Origin of the sequence: Mycobacterium sp. M23085 (assembly GCF_045343915.1) — a bacterium.
Lineage (GTDB): Bacteria > Actinomycetota > Actinomycetes > Mycobacteriales > Mycobacteriaceae > Mycobacterium.
Genome location: NZ_CP174280.1, coordinates 952,130 through 970,225 on the forward strand (window position 1 = coordinate 952,130; position 18,096 = coordinate 970,225).

An 18,096-nucleotide genomic window follows, 5' to 3' on the forward strand; every position below is an offset into this window, starting at 1 on the left:
TTACAGCAATTGGGTGCTTGCGCCACCGTCGGCGTAGATGATGGTCCCCGTCGTCGCCGGCAGCCAGTCCGAGAGCACGGCACACACCGTCTTGGCGACCGGCGTCGGGTCCTTCATGTTCCAGCCGATGGGGGCACGCTGGTCCCAGCCCTCTTCGAGCAGCTGCATCTGCGCGCCGGCCTCTTCGCCGAGCGCACCGCCGACAATGGCGCTCATAGCCAGCGTCCGGATCGGGCCCGCGGCAACGAGATTGGAGCGCACGCCGTACTTGCCCGCTTCGCGGGCCACGAACCGGTTGACCGATTCCAGCGCGCTCTTGGCTACCGTCATCCAGTTGTAGGCCGGCATCGCGCGGCTGGGGTCGAAGTCCATCCCGACGATGGAGCCGCCGGGGTTCATGATCGGCAGGGTCGCCTTGGCCAGCGAGGCGTACGAATATGCCGAGATGTGAATGCCTTTGGAGACGTCCTCATACGGCGCGTCGAAGAACGGGTTGATGCCCATGCCCGTTTGCGGCATGAAGCCGATCGAGTGCACCACACCGTCGAGCTTGTTGCCCTCACCGATCTCGGCCGTTACCCGCTCGGCGAGCGAGTTGAGGTGCTCCTCGTTCTGCACGTCGAGTTCGATCAGCGGCGCCTTCTCCGGCAGCCGGTCGGCGATGCGCTGAATCAGGCGCAACCGGTCAAACCCGGTCAGCACCAACTGCGCACCCGCCTCCTGGGCCGCCTTGGCGATGTGAAACGCGATCGACGAATCGGTGATGATCCCCGAGACCAGAATCCGTTTGCCGTCGAGCAGTCCTGCCATGTCCGTCCTTAATATCCGTCTGTCGTGGTTGAAGTCAGTGACCCATGCCCATGCCGCCGTCGACCGGAATGACCGCACCGGCGATGTAGCTCGCGTCCTCGGACGCCAGGAAACTGACCGCCCCGGCGACCTCCTCGGCAGTGCCGACCCGCTTGGCCGGGATGAAGTCCAGTGCACCCTCCTGGATCCGCTCGTCCAGCGCGCGGGTCATCTCGGTGTCGATGTAGCCCGGCGCCACCACGTTTGCGGTCACGTTGGCCTTGGACAGTTCCCGGGAGATCGAGCGGGCCATGCCGATCAGGCCGGCCTTGGCGGCCGCGTAGTTGGCCTGGTTGCCGATGCCCCAACTGCCGGACACCGACCCGATGAAGATGATCCGGCCGAACCGCTTGCGCTGCATGCTGCGTGAGGCGCGTTGGGCCACCCGGAAGGCCCCGGTGAGGTTGGCGTTGATGACCTCCTCGAACCGCTCCTCGGTCATCCGGATGAGGAACGCATCCTTGGATATGCCGGCGTTGGACACCAGCACCTCGACCGGGCCCTGGTGCTCCTCGACCTCCTTGAAGGCGCGGTCGACCGCTTCGTTGTCGGTGACGTCGCACACGACGCCGAACAACCCTTCGGGTGCCCCGGATCCGCGGTGCGTGATGGCTACCTTGTGGCCGTCGGCGGCCAGCCGCTGCGCGATCGCCAGCCCGATCCCCCGGTTTCCGCCGGTGACCAGGACTGAACGGGATACGAATGCCGGTTTGCCACCGTTGGTGGCGGGCTTGGAGGTGTTCTCGGTGGCTGCGTCAGTCACCCGGCCAACTTATCGCCTCGATGCGGCGGGGTTGAAATCTCCCCCTCTTAGCACCGCTTAGCACCGCGGGCGGGTCCTGTCAGGACCGCGAGCAGGTCCTGTCAGCACCGCGAGCAGGTCCTGTCAGCACCGCGAGCGTAAGCAGGCTGCGATTTTCGGGCCGTATTTTCACAGTGCGCTTACGCTCGCGAAGTTCTGTCGGTGTGACTGCGCACACTTCTGCCATGACCGGGCCATTCCTGGGCAGCGAAGCCCTGGCCGTCGGCGCGCTGACTCCGCATGAGCTGCGCAGTCGATACACAGCGCTGCACAAAGACGTGTACGTCCGCAGAGATGCGGAGCTGACCGCGGTATTGCGGGCGCAGGCCTGCTGGCTGCGGTCTCGGCGCCGCGGCATACTCGCCGGCTTGTCCGCCTCAGCGCTGCACGGTTCGAAGTGGATCGACCCGGCGTTGCCCGCCTCGATCATCGACACCAACCGCTGGCCTACCGCTGGCGTGCAGGTGTGGGAAGAGCGGATCGAGGACGACGAGATCACGGTCGTCAACGACATGCGGGTCACCACAGCGGCACGGACGGCACTCGACTTGGCCAGGCGATACCGGCTGAACGTCGCGGTCGCCGCGATCGATGCCCTCATACAGGCGACGAACCTGAAAGTGGCCGACGCCGAGCTGTTGGCCGAGAGATATCGGGGCCGCCGAGGCATGAAGGCCGCTCGTGTCGCTCTCGAACTCGTCGACGGTGCAGCGCAATCCCCCAAAGAGACCTGGCTGCGTTTGCTGCTGATCAACGCGGGATTCCCCCGGCCGCAGACGCAAATCGCGGTGTGCAACGAATGGGATTGGGCCGAAGCCTATTTGGACATGGGCTGGGAGGACATGAAGGTCGCGGTCGAATACGACGGAGACCAACACCGATCGAGTCGCTATCAGTACGTCAAGGACATCCGCCGGCTCGAGATGCTCGAGCGCCGGGGGTGGGTCGTCGTCCGGGTCATCGCCGAGGATCACCCCGACGACATCATCCGCCGAGTGCGGGAGGCGCGCGCTTCGCGAGCGTAAGCACACCGCGAAAATCCGGCCCGAAAATCGCAGTGTGCTTACGCTCGCGGTGTAAGCGGGGCGCCGGGGCCGCGGGGCCGCGGGGCCCTACGTTGGTAGGCGCCGGTTGATCAGCAGGGCCGTCAGCGCGGCCAGCGCCAGCACCAGCGCACCGAGCCGCACCCAGCCCACGCTGGCATCGCCCTTGATGGTCTCGTAGCCGATCTGCTGTTGCAGCGTCGCGTACACCGACTTCAGTTCCTCCAACGACGCTGCGTTGTAGGCGTTCCCACCCGAGAGTTGCGCCACCTTCTTCAGCGTCTCGTCGTCGACGGGCACCGGCTGGCGCTGGTCGTTGATCTCGACGAAGCCGTACGGGGTGCCGAACGAGATGGTCGAAATCGGCACGCCCTGGTCCTTGGCGGTGCGCGCGGCGGTGAAGGCGCCCTTCGGGTTGTCCGGGTTGGTCGGCATCGTCTCCTTGCCGTCGGAGAACAACACGATGCGCGCCGGCGGCGGCTTGTCGCCGCCGCCGATCACCGCGCCGACCGTGGCGATGGCCTGCAGGGCGGTGAAGATGCCTTCCCCGGTGGCGGTGCGGTCGGCGAACTGGAGCTTGTCCAGCGCGGTCTTGGTCGATTCCCGGTTGGTGGTCGGCGACACCAACACCGTCGCGGTCCCCGCATAGGCGATCAGCCCGAGGTTGATCCCCGGGGTCAGTTCGTCGGCGAACTGCTTTGCGGCCTCTTGCGCGGCCGCCATCCGGTTGGGCTGCACGTCGGTGGCGCGCATGGACTGCGAGACGTCGATCACCAGCATCACCACCGCGCGGTTGCGGGGAATCCGCACGTCGTTCGTCGGCCCCGCCATCGCGATGGTCAACAGCACCAGCGACGCGATGAGCAGGATCGCCGGCAGGTGCCGCCACTTGGGCGGCCGTTTCGGTGCGACGCTTTCCAGCAGTTCCATGTTGGCGAACCGCAGCATGCGCCGCTGTCGCGCCAACTGCATCAAGACGTACAGCGCGGCCAACCCGACGACGACGAGCAGAAACAGGAAGAACCACGCATGTTCAAAGCCCGACAACGACATTGGGCCGAGTAGCGGCAGTGTCACTGCCGCCCTGCCAGTGCACCGCGCCGACGGGATTCGACAAACCGCACGATGTCGGCGATCCAGTCACGGTCGGTGCGCAGCGTCAGGATCGGGGCCCCGCAGCTGCGGATGGTGCGCGCCACATCGGCGCGGTGCGCCGCGGCGGCCTTGGCGAAATCGTCGCGCAACTGGGCGTCGATGGTGAACTCGCGGGTGACGCCGGACTCGGCGTCCTGCAGCACCACGTCGCCGATGTCGGGCAGCTCCACGTCGCGGGGGTCGAGCACCTCGATGGCCAGCACCTCGTGCCGGGCGGCGACGGCCCGCAGCGGACGCATCCAGTTGATCGGGCCGAGGAAGTCGCTGATGATCACCGCCATGCCGCGACGGCGTTCCGGACGGCGCAACGCGTCGATCGCGGTCGCCAGGTCGCCTCGCACCCCGACCGGAGCCCGCGGCGTGGTGGCGATGGTGCGCAGCAGCGTCTGTTCGTGCTGACGCCCTGAGCGGGCCGGCACCCGAGTGATGTTGGCGCCGGTGGAGACGATCGCGCCCAGCCGGTTGCCGCCGCCGCTGTTGAGGAACGTGATGGCGGCCGCGGCCGCGACGGCCAGGTCCCGCTTCTCGCAGACGGTGGTGCCGAAGTCCAGGCTGGCCGACATGTCGACCACCAGCCAGGTCTCCAGCTCGCGGTCGGCGATCATCTGCCGCACGTGCGGGTGCGTGGTGCGCGCGGTGACGGCCCAGTCCATCCGGCGGACGTCGTCGCCGGGCTGGTACTCGCGCGACTCCCCCGGCTCGGAGCCCGGGCCCGGGATCAGGCCGAGGTGATCGCCGTGCAGCACACCGTCGAGCTTGCGTTTGACGGTGAGCTCAAGGGTGCGCAGCGCCGCCGACAGCTTCGGGTCATCGATCTGCCCGCGCTGCATCGACGGCGGATGGGTCACCGCCGGCCGCTTGGGATCGGTCACCGACCGCTGGCCGCGCCGGCGGGTTGCATCACCGGGGGCACCGAATGACCTTGCTGCGGAACGGCGTTCACCTGAGGCAGGGCCACCGTCTGCAGCACCCGGTTGATGACGATCTCCGGTGAGATCTCGTCGGCCAGCGCGTCGTAGGTGAGCACCAGCCGGTGGCGCAGCACGTCGGGAATGACGTCTACGACATCCTGCGGGATCACGTAGTCACGGCCGCGGACCAGCGCCAGCGACCGCGACGCGGCGATGATGCCCAGGGATGCGCGCGGTGAGGCCCCGAACGAAATCCATGTCTTGACGTCGTTCATGCCGAGCTGTTCGGGATGGCGGGTGGCCGTCACCACGCGCACCACGTAGTCCACCAGTGCGTGGTGGACGAAGACGTTGGCAGCGATGTCCTGTAGCCGCAGCAGGTCGCCGGTGTTCAGGATCTGCTTGGGCTCCGGCGGGCGCACGCCCATCCGGTAGATGATCTCCCGCTCCTCCTCCGGCGACGGGTAGCCGACGTTGATCTTGAACAGGAACCGGTCGCGCTGGGCTTCGGGCAGTGGGTAGACGCCCTCGTGCTCGATCGGGTTCTGCGTCGCCATCACCAGGAACGGGTTGGGCAGCGCGAAGGTCTTGCCGCCGATCGACACGTGGCGTTCCTGCATGACCTCCAGCAGCGCCGATTGCACCTTGGCCGGCGCGCGGTTGATCTCGTCGGCGAGCAGGAAGTTCACCACCACCGGGCCGAGTTCGGTGTCGAACTCTTCTTTGCCCTGACGGTAGATGCGGGTACCGATGATGTCGGTGGGCACCAGGTCGGGCGTGAACTGGATGCGCGCGAACGACCCGCCGACCACTTTGGCGAAGGTCTCGACGGCCAGCGTTTTGGCCACGCCGGGTACACCCTCGAGCAGCACGTGTCCCTTGGACAACAGGCCGACCAGCATGCGCTCCACGAGCTGGTCCTGGCCGACGATGATCCGTTTGACCTCGAAGATGGCCCGTTCCAGGGTCTGCACCTCGGCGGCCAGTCCATTGCCACCGCCCACCGGCGCTTCGTGAGCCGGGCCGGATTGCCCGCCCGGGCCCGAGTAACCGCTGGCGCCTGGCGGCGGCCCACCTGCTGCTGTCATGAACTGCTACCTTCCACCGCTCAAACCGACAAAGCTCAATCGGACACGACTGCTGGCACGACCGATGTCGTGGGCCAGCGACGTGCCCGCGTCCAACTATTCCAGGCCCACCGAATTCCGTCGACGCTGGTGCACCCGCCGCGGGCACCCGCCCGCCAAACCGCGCCCCGGCTCAGTACTCGATGATCCTGGTCAGGAACGGGGTCATGCCGGGCTTACGAACCGGGCTGACCGTAACCTTGGCGGCACTTCCGGATGCCTCGAGCATCTGGCCGTTGCCCAGGTACATGGTGACGTGCTGGCTGCCGCCCGGGCCGTAGAAGATCAGGTCGCCGCGCCGGGCCTGATCCGGCGGGATGTGGCGCCCGGCGTTGTACTGGTCGCCGGAGAACCGCGGAATCAGCACGCCGACGCCCGCGAAGCCGTAGCGCATCAGCCCCGAGCAGTCGAAGCCGGTGATGTTGGCGCCGTCGCCGACGCCCTTGCTGGGCCCGTCCAGCGACCCGCCGCCCCACGAATACGGGACGCCCATCTGCGATCCCATTCGCTTGATCACGTACTCGATGGCCTGCCGGCCGTTAGCCCGCGGAATCTTGCCGCCGGGGTTGCTGGGAGTGGCCGCCGCGGCGGGGGCGTCGCCACCGAGGTTGATCCCTAACCCGCTCAGGAATTGCTTGCCCAGATCCATCGTGGTCTGGGTGGCCTGGGCGGTGGCCTGCAGCGAGGCGTTGGCGACGGCGAGCGGGTCTCCGGGCGCTCCGGCGCTGATCTGGGCCGGCAGGGTGGGGTCCCATTGGCCGGGGTCGGCCCCGGCCAACGGCGCCGGGCCGGCCACAGACAACATCAGCCCGGCCACCACCGCGGTGATCCAGGCGAAGTTGACGAGGCGAAACCGGTTGCGGCGCACGGTTTTTCGTTCAGTACTCACTCGATCACCATTCGATGTATCGGACCACGTAGGGCGTCATGCCGCTGGTGCGCACCGGGGCGACGCGGACCTTCAACCCGATGTCGGGAGCTTCGAGCATCTGGCCGTCACCGAGGTAGATGGTCACGTGCTGGCTGCCGCCGGGGCCGTAGAAGATGACGTCGCCGCGGCGCATCTGGGAGGACGGGATCTTGCGGCCCAGGTTGTACTGCGAGCCCGAGTAGTGCGGCAGCTTGATGCCCACCCCGGCGAAGGAGTACAGCACCAGGCCCGAACAGTCGAAGCCGGTGATGCCCGCACCGGAGTCGATGCCCTTACTCGGGCCGGCCGCGTTGCCGCCGCCCCAGGAGTAGGGCACACCGATCTGCGACATGCCGCGCCGGATCACGTATTCGGTCGCCTGCCGCCCGTAGACCCGGGGGATGCGTGCCCCGACCCCACCGGGCGCCGCGTTGGTGATGCCGGTGTCGTCGGGCTTGAGGATGCCCATCTGCTGCAGGAAGTTGCGGCCCAGGCCGGCGGTGACCTGAGTCGAGGTCGCGGAAATGCCCAGCACCTGGTTGATCACCGCGATCGGGTCGCCGGGAACGTTGGCGCTCGGGATCATCGGCAGCGTGGGGTCCCAGGCGCCATCCCATTGCCGGCCCCCGGCCGACGGCGCCGGCGCGCCCGGTGATCCGGTCTCCCACCGGTCACCCGATGCCGGCGCTCCGGGGCCGCCGGCACCCGCGGACCATTGCTTCGCGGCCTCGCGCTTGGCCGCCTCGAGCTTGGCCTGCGCCTGATCGCGTTCGGCGGCAAGGCGAATGATGTCTTCGCGCTGCTGCTCGAACTTCTGCTTGGAGTTCGTCAGCGCCGCCACGGCGGCGTCCTGGCTGGACTTGGCGTCGGCGGCGGCCTTGTCGGCGTTCTGCTTGGCCAGCCGCGCCGCCGATTCCTTGTTCACCTGTTCGGTGCGGGCCTGCTGCAGCTTGGCCATCACGGTCTGCGAGCTGGTGGTCAGGTTCTTGGCGGCGGCTTCGGTGGCGATGATGTCGTCGGGGCTGCTCGCGGTCAGGTAGCTGTTCGACGGACCATTCATATAGGTGGCCGCGGCGAACGTATCGAAGCGGTGCTGCGCTCCCGCGATGGCGATGTTGGCGTCTTTGACCGCCCGCTGGGTGCTCTCCAGATCGTGCTGAGCGGTGGCCGCGTTGTCCCGCGCGGTCTCGACGTCGACCAGAGCTTTGTTCACGCTCTCCTGCTCGGTCTGGATTTCGGCGCTCAGGTTCTGCAACCGCTGGTTGGCCTTGGCGACGTCGGCGATGAGCGCGGCCAGGTTGTCGGCGGTGGGATCGGCCTCCGCCAGGCCCGGCGTCGCAATCAGAAGGGCCAGGCTCAAAACGGATGGCACCATGGGCCGCACCAGCCTCAAGGCCGGTCGCGCAGAAGACCCCCAGCGTGTGCGTCTCATTCGACTAGGTCTCCTACGGCTCAACACGACGGGCGGCGCCAGCCACACGTTCCTCGAAAGGCACCAAAGACAACACCAGCATCATTTGCACCGTACGTCACACCGATGGGCGTGCAAATGCTCCACCGAAATCGCACTCTCTACGTGCGTTTACTGTGACCGAACGGTGACCTGCCGGGTTTGCCGCAGGGGGCCGCGAGGGTTCACCGAGGGAACCCGAAGAGGTGAATACCGGTGGTTAGACGGGTGTATCGGCGCCGGCGGCCGGGGCCGCCGCGCTGACATCCGACGTTGCTGAGCGCCTGCTACGCAACTGCAACAACCGGGTGCCGACCGCCGCGGCGAAGACCGCGATCAACAGGAAAATCGTCAGGCCGGTCCACGGAAACTCGGGCGTATCCAGCTCATGCAGAAAATGTTGCGCGGAGACCACCGGGTTGCCCGTCTTGGCGTTGTCCTCGCCGGCCTCGAGCGTGACGCGGGGGTACTGCGTGCTGTAGCTGCCGACGTAGCTCGGACTGAGCGTCAGCACCGTCGCGTCGTGATAGTCCGCGCCGACCACCGTCGAGATGTCGCGCAGTGGGGTGTCGTTCGGCGGGTTGTGGTCGAGCAGCACGATCTTGAGGTTGATGCCCTCGGCGTGCGCCTGGTTGACCACGGCGAGCAGTCCCGGCATCGCCGCCGGCGGGGCGCTGACTCCGGTGGCGGCGACCTGGGCCTTGACCATGGACATGTCGACGTCCACCGGAATGTAGAGCGGCAGCACCGAATGCGAGAACACGGTGTCCTGCGGTAGCGGTGCAACGAACGAATCGTGCCCGGTCATCTGCGCCTCCTGGGTAGTGCTAGAGGCACGGTACGCGACTTCATCGTCGGGGGTTTAAACCGGCGGCCGTGGCGACAAGACTGAAGTCAGCAGTGCCGCCGTAATGCAGGACAAGCGTACTGTTAAAGTTGGTACCGCACCGCCGACACGGCCCGTCGCGGTGGGAGAACTAAAGACTCTGGAGTTGAAGTGACTGATTCTGTGAATTCGTTCGAAGCCCGCGACACCCTCAAGGTCGGCGACCAGAGTTACCAGATCTATCGTCTCGACGCCGTCCCCAACACCGAGAAACTCCCCTACAGCCTCAAGGTGCTGGCCGAGAACCTGTTGCGCAACGAAGACGGCTCCAACATCACCAAGGACCACATCGAGGCCATCGCGAACTGGGATCCCAAGGCAGAGCCCAGCATTGAGATCCAGTACACCCCCGCCCGCGTGGTGATGCAGGACTTCACCGGTGTGCCGTGCATCGTCGACCTGGCCACCATGCGCGAGGCCATCGGCGACCTCGGCGGCAAGGCGGAAAAGGTCAATCCGCTCGCTCCCGCCGATCTGGTGATCGACCACTCGGTGATCGCCGACCTGTTCGGCACCGCCGATGCGTTCGAGCGCAACGTCGAGATCGAGTATCAGCGCAACGGCGAGCGGTACCAGTTCCTGCGCTGGGGCCAGGGCGCTTTCCAGGACTTCAAGGTGGTCCCCCCGGGCACCGGGATCGTGCACCAGGTCAACATCGAATACCTGGCCAGCGTGGTGATGTCCCGAGCGGATGACGCGGGAAATATGACCGCATACCCCGACACCTGCGTGGGCACCGATTCGCACACCACCATGGTCAACGGCCTGGGCGTGCTGGGCTGGGGCGTCGGCGGTATCGAGGCCGAGGCCGCGATGCTGGGACAGCCGGTGTCGATGCTGATCCCGCGGGTGGTCGGCTTCAAGCTGACCGGCGAGATCCAGCCGGGAGTGACGGCCACCGACGTCGTGCTGACCGTCACCGAGATGCTGCGCAAGCACGGCGTGGTCGGCAAGTTCGTCGAGTTCTACGGCAAGGGCGTTTCGGAAGTGCCGCTGGCCAACCGCGCCACGCTGGGCAACATGAGCCCCGAATTCGGTTCCACCGCAGCCATTTTCCCGATCGACGAGGAGACCATCTCCTACCTGAAGTTCACCGGTCGCACCGACCGGCAACTGGCGCTGGTGGAGGCCTACGCCAAAGAACAGGGGATGTGGCACAACCCCGACCACGAACCCGTCTTCTCGGAGTACCTCGAGCTGGACCTCTCCACGGTGGTGCCCTCGATCGCCGGCCCCAAGCGGCCGCAGGACCGAATCGCGTTGTCGGCCGCCAAGTCCACGTTCCGCGAGCAGATCCTCAGCTACGTCGATGGCGACGAGGACGGCCAGCAGGGCTACTCGAAGCTCGACGAGTCCGTCGAAGAGACCTTCCCGGCCAGCGATCCCGGCGCGGTGTCGAACGGACATGCCGACGACATCCCCGAGGTGCATTCGGCCGCCGCACATGCCAAGGGCCGCCCCAGCAACCCGGTCACGGTGAAGTCCGACGAGCGAGGCGAATTCGTGCTCGACCACGGCGCGGTGGTGATCGCCGCGGTCACCTCGTGCACCAACACCTCCAACCCCGAGGTGATGCTGGGCGCAGCGCTGCTGGCCCGCAACGCCGTCGAGAAGGGACTGGAGTCCAAGCCGTGGGTCAAGACCACGATGGCGCCCGGCTCGCAGGTGGTCAACGACTACTACGACAAGGCCGGCCTGTGGCCGTACCTGGAGAAGCTGGGCTTCTACCTGGTCGGCTACGGCTGCACCACGTGCATCGGCAACTCGGGTCCGCTGCCCGACGAAATCTCACAGGCCATCAACGACAACGACCTTTCGGTGACCGCCGTGCTCTCGGGTAACCGGAACTTCGAGGGCCGCATCAACCCCGACGTCAAGATGAACTACCTGGCGTCGCCGCCGCTGGTGGTGGCCTACGCGTTGGCCGGGACCATGGACTTCGACTTCGAAGAGCAGCCGCTGGGCCAGGATAAAGAAGGCAACGACGTCTACCTCAAAGACATCTGGCCGTCGCAGAAGGACGTCTCGGACACCATCGCCTCGGCGATCAACTCCGAGATGTTCACCAAGAACTACGGCGACGTGTTCAAGGGCGACGAGCGGTGGCGCAACCTGCCCACCCCGAGCGGCGACACCTTTGAGTGGAATCCGGATTCGACGTACGTCCGCAAACCCCCCTACTTCGAGGGCATGCCGGCCGAGCCCGAGCCGGTCGCCGACATCACCGGCGCCCGGGTGCTGGCGCTGCTGGGCGATTCGGTGACCACCGACCACATCTCCCCGGCCAGCAGCATCAAGCCGGGCACCCCGGCGGCGCAGTACCTCGATGAGCACGGCGTGGAGCGCAAAGACTACAACTCCTTCGGCTCGCGGCGCGGCAATCACGAGGTGATGATCCGCGGCACGTTCGCCAACATCAGGTTGCGCAACCTGCTGCTGGACGACGTGTCCGGTGGTTACACCCGTGACTTCACCCAGGACGGTGGCCCGCAGGCGTTCATCTACGACGCGGCGCAAAACTATGCGGCGCAAAACATTCCGCTGGTGGTGCTGGGCGGCAAAGAGTACGGGTCGGGGTCGTCACGAGACTGGGCAGCCAAGGGGACGCGGCTGCTGGGCGTTCGCGCGGTGATCGCCGAGTCGTTCGAGCGGATTCACCGCTCCAACCTGATCGGCATGGGCGTGATCCCGTTGCAGTTCCCGGACGGCAAATCGGCCAAGGATCTGGGCCTGGACGGCACCGAGGTGTACGACATCACCGGGATCGAAGAGCTCAACAACGGCAAGACGCCAAAGACGGTGCACGTCAAGGCAAGCAAGGATGGAAAGGACGCCATCGAGTTCGATGCGGTGGTCCGCATCGACACCCCCGGTGAGGCCGACTACTACCGCAACGGCGGCATCCTGCAGTACGTGCTGCGCAACATGCTCAAGTCGGGTTAACTCCGGCCCCATCCAGTCACCCCGTGCCCAAGGTCAGCGAGGACCATCTGGCGGCTCGCCGCCGCCAGATCCTCGACGGCGCCCGCCGTTGCTTTGCCGAATACGGTTACGACAAAGCCACGGTGCGCCGGTTGGAGAAGGCGATCGGGTTGTCGCGCGGCGCGATCTTCCATCACTTCCGGGACAAGGACGCGCTGTTTTTCGCCCTCGCCCACGAGGACGCCGAGCGGATGGCCGACGTGGCTTCCCGCGCCGGGCTGATCCAGGTGATGCGCGACATGCTGGCCGCGCCGGACCAATTCGATTGGCTGGCAACCAGATTGGAGATCGCTCGCAAGCTGCGCAACGATCCGGCGTTCAGCCAGGGCTGGGCGGAGCGTTCCGCCGAGCTGGCGGCGGCAACCACCGATCGGTTGCGCCGGCAGAAGGAGGCGCACCGGGTGCGCGACGACGTGCCCGGCGATGTACTGCAGTGCTATCTGGAGTTGGTGCTCGACGGGTTGGTGGCCCGGTTGGCGTCCGGCGAGGACCCGCAGCGCTTATCCGCCGTCCTCGATCTGGTGGAGAATTCCGTGCGCCGCAACGATTCTGAGAAGCGACCGTAGCGTCACTGCGAACAAGGGGACGTGATTTCGCAGTGACGCTACGCCCGCACGGTTTTGGCGGTCCGGTTGGGGCCGCCGCGGCTGCGCATCGTGGTGCCCGACTCCCGCAGCAGGCTATGAATCGACCCGTAGGACCTGCCGGTCTTGGCGACCAGGCTGCGGATGCTGGCGCCGCCTTCATAAGCGTGACGTAGCTCGTCCAACAACTGGTCGCGTGTCTTGGCCGACCTTTGCGGTGTTCTCTTCATAGCTCCTCCGACACGGGACACGATCGCAAGCACCCAGAGTAAGAAGCCGCCGTCGGCCGCGGGCCGATTTCGCCAAATCGCTTGCGGCGATTCGTGGCGATCGCGAGCGCGGCGTAGCCGGGCGAAGCGGGTCGCCACCATCAGTCGTGGCGATCGCGAGCGCGGCGTAGCCGGGCGAAGCGGGTCGCCACCATCAGTCGTGGCGATCGCCACCACCGACTCAGGCGAGTTCGATGAGATCGCGGTATTCGTCGGACCAGAAGTCCTCGGTGCCGTCGGGCAACAGCACGACGCGCTGCGGGTCGAGCGCCTCGGCGGCACCGGGGTCGTGCGTCACCAAGACCACCGCGCCCTGATAGCTGCGCAGCGCGTCGAGCACCTGCTCGCGCGAGGCGGGGTCGAGGTTGTTCGTCGGCTCGTCGAGCAACAGCACGTTGGCTGTGGAGGCCACCAAACCGGCCAGCGCGAGCCGGGTCTTCTCACCGCCGGACAGGGTGCCGGCCGGCTGGTCGAGTTGGGGTCCGCTGAACATGAACGCGCCCAGCAGGCCGCGCAGATCCTGCTCGCCCGAATCCGGTGCGGCGTGGCGGATGTTCTCCCACACGGTCGCATCGTTGTCGAGCGTGTCGTGTTCCTGGGCGAAGTAGCCGATCCGCAGCCCGTGGCCGGGTTCGAGCCCTCCGGTGTCGGGGGCCTCGGTGCCGGCCAGGATTCTCAGCAGGGTGGTCTTTCCGGCGCCGTTGAGGCCCAGCACCACCACCCGCGAGCCGCGGTCGATCGCCAAATCGACACCGGTGAACACTTCCAGCGAGCCGTAGGACTTGCTCAACCCGGTGGCCACCAGGGGCGTGCGGCCGCAGGCGGCCGGGTTGGGAAACTTGATGCGGGCCACCTTGTCGGCCACCCGCTCGTCGTCGAGTGCGGCCATCATCCGGTCGGCACGACGCAACATGTTCTGCGCGGCAACGGCTTTGGTGGCCTTGGCGCCGAGCTTGGCGGCCTGTGAACGCAGCGCGGTGGCCTTGCGTTCGGCGTTCGCGCGTTCCCGGCGCCGGCGCTGCTCATCGGTGGCCCGCGCGTCGAGATACTTCTGCCACGTCATGTTGTAGACGTCGACCTCGCCGCGCACCGCGTCCAGGAACCACACCCGGTTGACGACGTCGGCGAGCAGTTCGACGTTGTGGCTGATGATCACCAGCCCGCCGGTGTGCGCGCGCAGGAAATCCCGCAGCCAGCCGATGGAATCCGCGTCCAGGTGGTTCGTCGGCTCGTCGAGCAGCAGCGTGGTCGACGAACCCGACATTCCCGCGCCGCCCTCCGACGCGGCGAACAGGATGCGGGCCAGTTCCACCCGGCGGCGCTGCCCGCCGGACAGGGTGCGCAGCTGCTGCGTCAGCACCCGTTCCGGCAGGCCGAGACTGGCGCAGATGCGGCTCGCTTCGCTTTCCGCGCCGTAGCCGCCCAGCGCGACGAAACGCTCCTCCAGCTGCCCGTACCGGCGGATCGCGCGGTCGCGGGCGTCGTCATCGGCGACCTCGGCCATCAGCGCCTGCTGCTTTTCCAGATCGGTCAGCAACACGTCGAGCCCACGGGCGGACAGCACCCGGTCGCGGGCCAGCACATCCAGGTCACCCTCTTTGGGATCCTGTGGCAGATAACCGATTTCGCCGACTCGGTTGATCGAGCCCGCGTAGGGTTCGGTCTCCCCGGCCAGGATGCGCAGGGTGGTCGTCTTGCCGGCCCCGTTGCGGCCCACCAGCCCGATGCGGTCGCCGGGCTGAATTCGCAGGTCGGGACCGTCCGGCGAGAGCAGGATGCGCGCTCCAGCGCGGACCTCGAGGTCCGTGGCCGTGATCACGATCGCTCTCCTTGTTTGCCTTGTTTGAAAAGACGCTTATTTGTCGTCGGTGAACACCGGTGGTCGTCGTTCTGCGCGGGCGGCAACCGCTTCTTCGAAGTTGGCGGTGAGCAGGCGGACGAAAAGCTGTCCCAAGCCTTCGGCTTGCATGTGCCCTTCCAGGCTACCGGCGTCCAGTCCACTCCACAGCGTGCGCTTGGTCAACTCGATGCCCGGCCGCGAGAAGGCCGCGATCCGCGCCGCGATGGCATAGCAGGTGTCCAACAGCTGATCGTCGGGCACCTGGCAGGACACCAACCCGATGCGCTCGGCCTCCTCGGCGGTGATGTCACGCCCGGTCAGCATGATCTCGAACGCGCGTGACGAGCCGATGGCCCGCGGCAGCAGGTAGGACAGGCCCAGTTCGCTGGCGGTCAGGCCGTTGTTGATGCCGGCGGCGCGGAAGTACGCGCTGGTCGAGGCCACCCGGATGTCGGCGGCCAGGGCCAGACACAACCCACCGCCGATGGCGGGGCCGTTGACCGCCGCGATCACCGGTTGGTGCAACCGGCGCAGCGCCAGGATGACCTCGTCGAGAATCTCCATGGAGCGCAGCGCATAGGTGGGGCGGGTCAGCCCCTCGACGTGCGGCACCGAACCCGCCGACTTGTGATCGGCGCCGGAGGAAAAGCCGCGACCGGCCCCGGTCAGCACCACCACGCGCACCGAATTGTCGTAGGTGACCTTGTCCAGGGCCTCTTTGAGCGGAAGCATGACGTCGAACGCCATCGAGTTCATCCGCTCCGGCCGATTCAGGGTTATCAGCGCGACGCCGGGCCGCGGGTGATCTACCAGTACCAAACTCACCCATGCAACCTAGCGCGTTGCTGACCGTGGGTTTGCGCGCAGCGCGGTGTTCGGGTTATTCGGCCTGACCGGCCTCGGCGGCGTCGACGTCGAAGGCACGGACTTGCGCGACCAGGTCCTCCAGCGCGGCCGGCGGCAGGGCGCCGGGCTGGTTGAACAGCAGTTTGCCCTTCTTGAAGGCCATCAGAGTGGGGATGGACCGGATCTGGGCGGCCGCGGCCAGTTGCTGTTCGGCCTCGGTGTCGACCTTGGCGTGCACGATGTCGGGATGTTTCTCCGACGACGCCTGGAAAGTAGGACCGAACTGGCGGCATGGGCCGCACCAGGACGCCCAGAAGTCGACGAGCACGATGTCGTTGCCCTCGATGGTTTCGTTGAACTTCTCAGCGGTGAGATCGAGTGTTGTCACATTTGCCGTAACGCCCGGCACCGACCCGATGTTCCCCGATGTGCCAGGTGTTCGGAATGCGGCCATCGGCACCTGGGCCGCCGCCGCCGCACGGCGCACTCCCAGCGGTCGCTGGTTACGGTTGCGTACGTTTTCCCGCGTCCGACAGACTGGGCCTGACGATCCGCCACCTCGAGGGACCAGTGAGGGAATCGCGTTGGGCCACTACATCGCAAACGTTCGTGACATCGAGTTCAACCTCTTCGAAGTTCTCGATGTCGGCGCCGTCCTGGGCACCGGCGGCTACAGCGACCTCGACGAGGACACGGTTCGAACGATATTGGCCGAAGCGGCGCGCCTCGCCGAAGGTCCGGTGGCCGAATCCTTCGCCTTCGCCGACCGCAATCCGCCGGTATTCGACCCGGCCGAGCACAAGATCACCGTCCCCGACGAGTTGGCCAAGACGGTGGCGGCACTCAAGGAGGCCGGCTGGTGGCGGCTGGGCATGGCCGAAGAGATCGGCGGCATGCCGGCCCCGCCGCCACTGGCGTGGGCGGTCAACGAAATGCTGATCTGCGCCAATCCTTCGGCGAATTTCTATTGCCTGGGCCCGTTCATGTCGCAGGCGCTCTACATCGAGGGCAACGAGCAGCAGCGGCAATGGGCCGCGCAGGGCGTGGAGCGGGGCTGGGCTGCCACCATGGTGCTCACCGAGCCCGACGCGGGCTCCGACGTCGGCGCCGGCCGCGCCAAAGCCATCGAACAACCCGACGGCACATGGCACATCGAGGGCGTCAAGCGCTTCATCTCCGGCGGTGACGTGGGCGATACCGCCGAGAACATCTTCCATCTGGTGCTGGCCCGACCGGAGGGTGCGGGACCGGGCACCAAGGGGCTGAGCCTGTTCTACGTGCCCAACTTTCTTTTCGACCCCGACACCCTCGAACTCGGCCCCCGCAACGGCGTTTACGTCACCGGGGTGGAACACAAGATGGGCATCAAGTCCTCCCCCACGTGTGAATTGACTTTCGGCGCAACCGATGTGCCCGCGGTCGGCTACTTGGTCGGCGATGTGCACCGGGGTATCGCGCAGATGTTCACCGTGATCGAGCAGGCGCGCATGACGATCGGCGTCAAAGCGGCCGGCACCCTGTCCACGGGTTACCTGAACGCGCTGGCCTTCGCCAAGGAGCGGGTGCAGGGCGCGGACCTCACCCAGATGTCCGACAAGACCGCGCCGCGGGTCACGATCATCCATCACCCCGACGTGCGTCGCAGCCTGATGACCCAAAAGGCGTACGCGGAGGGCCTGCGCGCGCTCTACATGTATGCCGCGGCCCATCAGGATGACGCAGTGGCGCAACATGTTTCGGGTGCCGATCATGAAATGGCGCACCGGATCGACGATCTGCTGCTGCCGATCGTCAAAGGGGCCAGCTCGGAGCGGGCCTACGAGGTGCTGACCGAGTCGCTGCAGACGCTGGGCGGTTCCGGGTTTCTGCAGGACTATCCGCTCGAGCAGTACATCCGCGACTCCAAGATCGATTCGCTCTATGAGGGCACCACCGCCATCCAGGCGCTCGACTTCTTCTTCCGCAAGATCGTGCGCGACCGGGGCCAGGCCTTGCAGTTCTTGACGACTCAGATCACGGCGACCATCGACAACTGCGACGAGGCGCTCAAGCCGATCGCCCAGCTGGTGCAGACCGCCTACGAGGATGTCACCGCGATGACCGGTGCGCTGACCGGTTACTTGATGTCCGCGGCGCAGCATCCGGCGGAGATCTACAAGGTGGGCCTGGGATCGGTGCGCTATCTGCTCGCGGTCGGCGATCTGTTGATCGGCTGGAGGTTGCTGGTGCAGGCCAACGTCGCGCAGCGCGCGCTGACCGACGGCGCGGGCAACGACGAAGCGTTCTATCGGGGCAAGATCGCGACCGCGGGGTTCTTCGCCAAGAACATGCTGCCCCGGCTCACCGCGCTGCGCGGCGTCATCGAGACCATCGACGACGACATCATGAAGCTGGCCGAGGAGGCATTCTGAGCCGCCGATCCACAGGTTAGGCACAGTTTAA

General features: G+C 66.7%; 16 protein-coding genes. 4 read left to right on the forward strand and 12 right to left on the reverse strand.

From position 1 onward, the window contains the following. Together inhA and fabG1 are read right to left on the reverse strand one after the other, a co-directional pair. Positions 1 to 810 carry an NADH-dependent enoyl-ACP reductase InhA gene (gene inhA, locus ACIUM1_RS03875; protein WP_406815963.1) on the reverse strand — a complete coding sequence of 270 codons (810 nt, stop codon included), beginning with the start codon at positions 808 to 810 and terminating at the stop codon, positions 1 to 3. Positions 811 to 844: 34 nt separating this feature from the next. Beyond that, positions 845 to 1,612 (reverse strand): 3-oxoacyl-ACP reductase FabG1, encoded by a 768-nt coding sequence (gene fabG1 / locus ACIUM1_RS03880; protein WP_406815964.1) that lies wholly within the window; start codon positions 1,610 to 1,612, stop codon positions 845 to 847. Positions 1,613 to 1,836: 224 nt separating this feature from the next. Between fabG1 and ACIUM1_RS03885 the strand changes: the two genes are divergently transcribed. Next, positions 1,837 to 2,676, forward strand: coding sequence for a DUF559 domain-containing protein (locus tag ACIUM1_RS03885; protein WP_406815965.1), 840 nt, complete (start codon positions 1,837 to 1,839; stop codon positions 2,674 to 2,676). 87 nt (positions 2,677 to 2,763) lie between these two features. On the opposite strand, the gene ACIUM1_RS03890 is transcribed toward ACIUM1_RS03885, so the two are convergent. From ACIUM1_RS03890 to ACIUM1_RS03915, 6 genes are all read right to left on the reverse strand, one after another. Further along, positions 2,764 to 3,771: a VWA domain-containing protein gene (locus ACIUM1_RS03890; protein WP_406815966.1), complete on the reverse strand. Its 1,008-nt coding sequence runs from the start codon at positions 3,769 to 3,771 to the stop codon at positions 2,764 to 2,766. Then, positions 3,768 to 4,721, reverse strand: coding sequence for a DUF58 domain-containing protein (locus ACIUM1_RS03895; RefSeq protein WP_406815967.1), 954 nt, complete (start codon positions 4,719 to 4,721; stop codon positions 3,768 to 3,770). Before ACIUM1_RS03895 ends, ACIUM1_RS03890 begins: the two co-directional genes overlap by 4 nt. Further along, entirely contained in the window at positions 4,718 to 5,848 is a 1,131-nt protein-coding gene (locus ACIUM1_RS03900; protein ID WP_406815968.1) for an AAA family ATPase, read from the reverse strand. Before ACIUM1_RS03900 ends, ACIUM1_RS03895 begins: the two co-directional genes overlap by 4 nt. Positions 5,849 to 6,020: 172 nt before the next feature. After that, complete coding sequence (gene ripB / locus ACIUM1_RS03905) at positions 6,021 to 6,692, reverse strand: NlpC/P60 family peptidoglycan endopeptidase RipB (RefSeq protein WP_406817518.1); 672 nt, start codon at positions 6,690 to 6,692, stop codon at positions 6,021 to 6,023. Between the two features lie 88 nt (positions 6,693 to 6,780). After that, positions 6,781 to 8,229, reverse strand: coding sequence for an NlpC/P60 family peptidoglycan endopeptidase RipA (ripA, locus tag ACIUM1_RS03910; RefSeq protein WP_406815969.1), 1,449 nt, complete (start codon positions 8,227 to 8,229; stop codon positions 6,781 to 6,783). Positions 8,230 to 8,467: 238 nt separating this feature from the next. Further along, a complete protein-coding gene (locus tag ACIUM1_RS03915) occupies positions 8,468 to 8,962 on the reverse strand; it encodes a DUF6676 family protein (RefSeq protein ID WP_406817519.1) in 495 nt (164 codons plus the stop codon). Positions 8,963 to 9,244: 282 nt separating this feature from the next. On the opposite strand from ACIUM1_RS03915, the gene ACIUM1_RS03920 reads away from it, so the two are divergent. Both ACIUM1_RS03920 and ACIUM1_RS03925 read left to right on the forward strand, forming a co-directional pair. Then, positions 9,245 to 12,076, forward strand: coding sequence for an aconitate hydratase (locus ACIUM1_RS03920; protein WP_406815970.1), 2,832 nt, complete (start codon positions 9,245 to 9,247; stop codon positions 12,074 to 12,076). Positions 12,077 to 12,099: 23 nt separating this feature from the next. Then, positions 12,100 to 12,681, forward strand: coding sequence for a TetR/AcrR family transcriptional regulator (locus ACIUM1_RS03925; protein ID WP_406815971.1), 582 nt, complete (start codon positions 12,100 to 12,102; stop codon positions 12,679 to 12,681). A gap of 38 nt (positions 12,682 to 12,719) precedes the next feature. Here ACIUM1_RS03925 and ACIUM1_RS03930 read toward each other — a convergent pair whose 3' ends face one another. From ACIUM1_RS03930 to trxA, 4 genes are all read right to left on the reverse strand, one after another. Further along, complete coding sequence (locus tag ACIUM1_RS03930) at positions 12,720 to 12,929, reverse strand: helix-turn-helix domain-containing protein (protein ID WP_406815972.1); 210 nt, start codon at positions 12,927 to 12,929, stop codon at positions 12,720 to 12,722. 220 nt (positions 12,930 to 13,149) lie between these two features. Continuing rightward, the gene (locus ACIUM1_RS03935; protein ID WP_406815973.1) at positions 13,150 to 14,787 is read right to left on the reverse strand and encodes an ABC-F family ATP-binding cassette domain-containing protein; all 1,638 of its coding nucleotides are present in this window, start codon (positions 14,785 to 14,787) and stop codon (positions 13,150 to 13,152) included. Positions 14,788 to 14,823: 36 nt separating this feature from the next. Continuing rightward, the gene (locus ACIUM1_RS03940) at positions 14,824 to 15,633 is read right to left on the reverse strand and encodes an enoyl-CoA hydratase (protein WP_406815974.1); all 810 of its coding nucleotides are present in this window, start codon (positions 15,631 to 15,633) and stop codon (positions 14,824 to 14,826) included. Between the two features lie 55 nt (positions 15,634 to 15,688). Next, complete coding sequence (trxA, locus tag ACIUM1_RS03945) at positions 15,689 to 16,042, reverse strand: thioredoxin (RefSeq protein ID WP_406815975.1); 354 nt, start codon at positions 16,040 to 16,042, stop codon at positions 15,689 to 15,691. Between the two features lie 196 nt (positions 16,043 to 16,238). Here trxA and ACIUM1_RS03950 point away from each other — a divergent pair, with 196 nt between their 5' ends. Further along, entirely contained in the window at positions 16,239 to 18,065 is a 1,827-nt protein-coding gene (locus ACIUM1_RS03950; protein ID WP_406815976.1) for an acyl-CoA dehydrogenase, read from the forward strand. Positions 18,066 to 18,096 lie beyond the last annotated feature (31 nt).

Bases quoted from the DNA above. Each gene is read 5' to 3' on its own strand.
- inhA (WP_406815963.1), bottom strand. From the start codon at position 810: ATGGCAGGACTGCTCGACGGCAAACGGATTCTGGTCTCGGGGATCATC.
- ACIUM1_RS03885 (WP_406815965.1), top strand. From the start codon at position 1,837: ATGACCGGGCCATTCCTGGGCAGCGAAGCCCTGGCCGTCGGCGCGCTG.
- ACIUM1_RS03900 (WP_406815968.1), bottom strand. From the start codon at position 5,848: ATGACAGCAGCAGGTGGGCCGCCGCCAGGCGCCAGCGGTTACTCGGGC.
- ripB (WP_406817518.1), bottom strand. From the start codon at position 6,692: ATGTTGTCTGTGGCCGGCCCGGCGCCGTTGGCCGGGGCCGACCCCGGC.
- ripA (WP_406815969.1), bottom strand. From the start codon at position 8,229: ATGAGACGCACACGCTGGGGGTCTTCTGCGCGACCGGCCTTGAGGCTG.
- ACIUM1_RS03915 (WP_406817519.1), bottom strand. From the start codon at position 8,962: ATGTCCATGGTCAAGGCCCAGGTCGCCGCCACCGGAGTCAGCGCCCCG.
- ACIUM1_RS03930 (WP_406815972.1), bottom strand. From the start codon at position 12,929: ATGAAGAGAACACCGCAAAGGTCGGCCAAGACACGCGACCAGTTGTTG.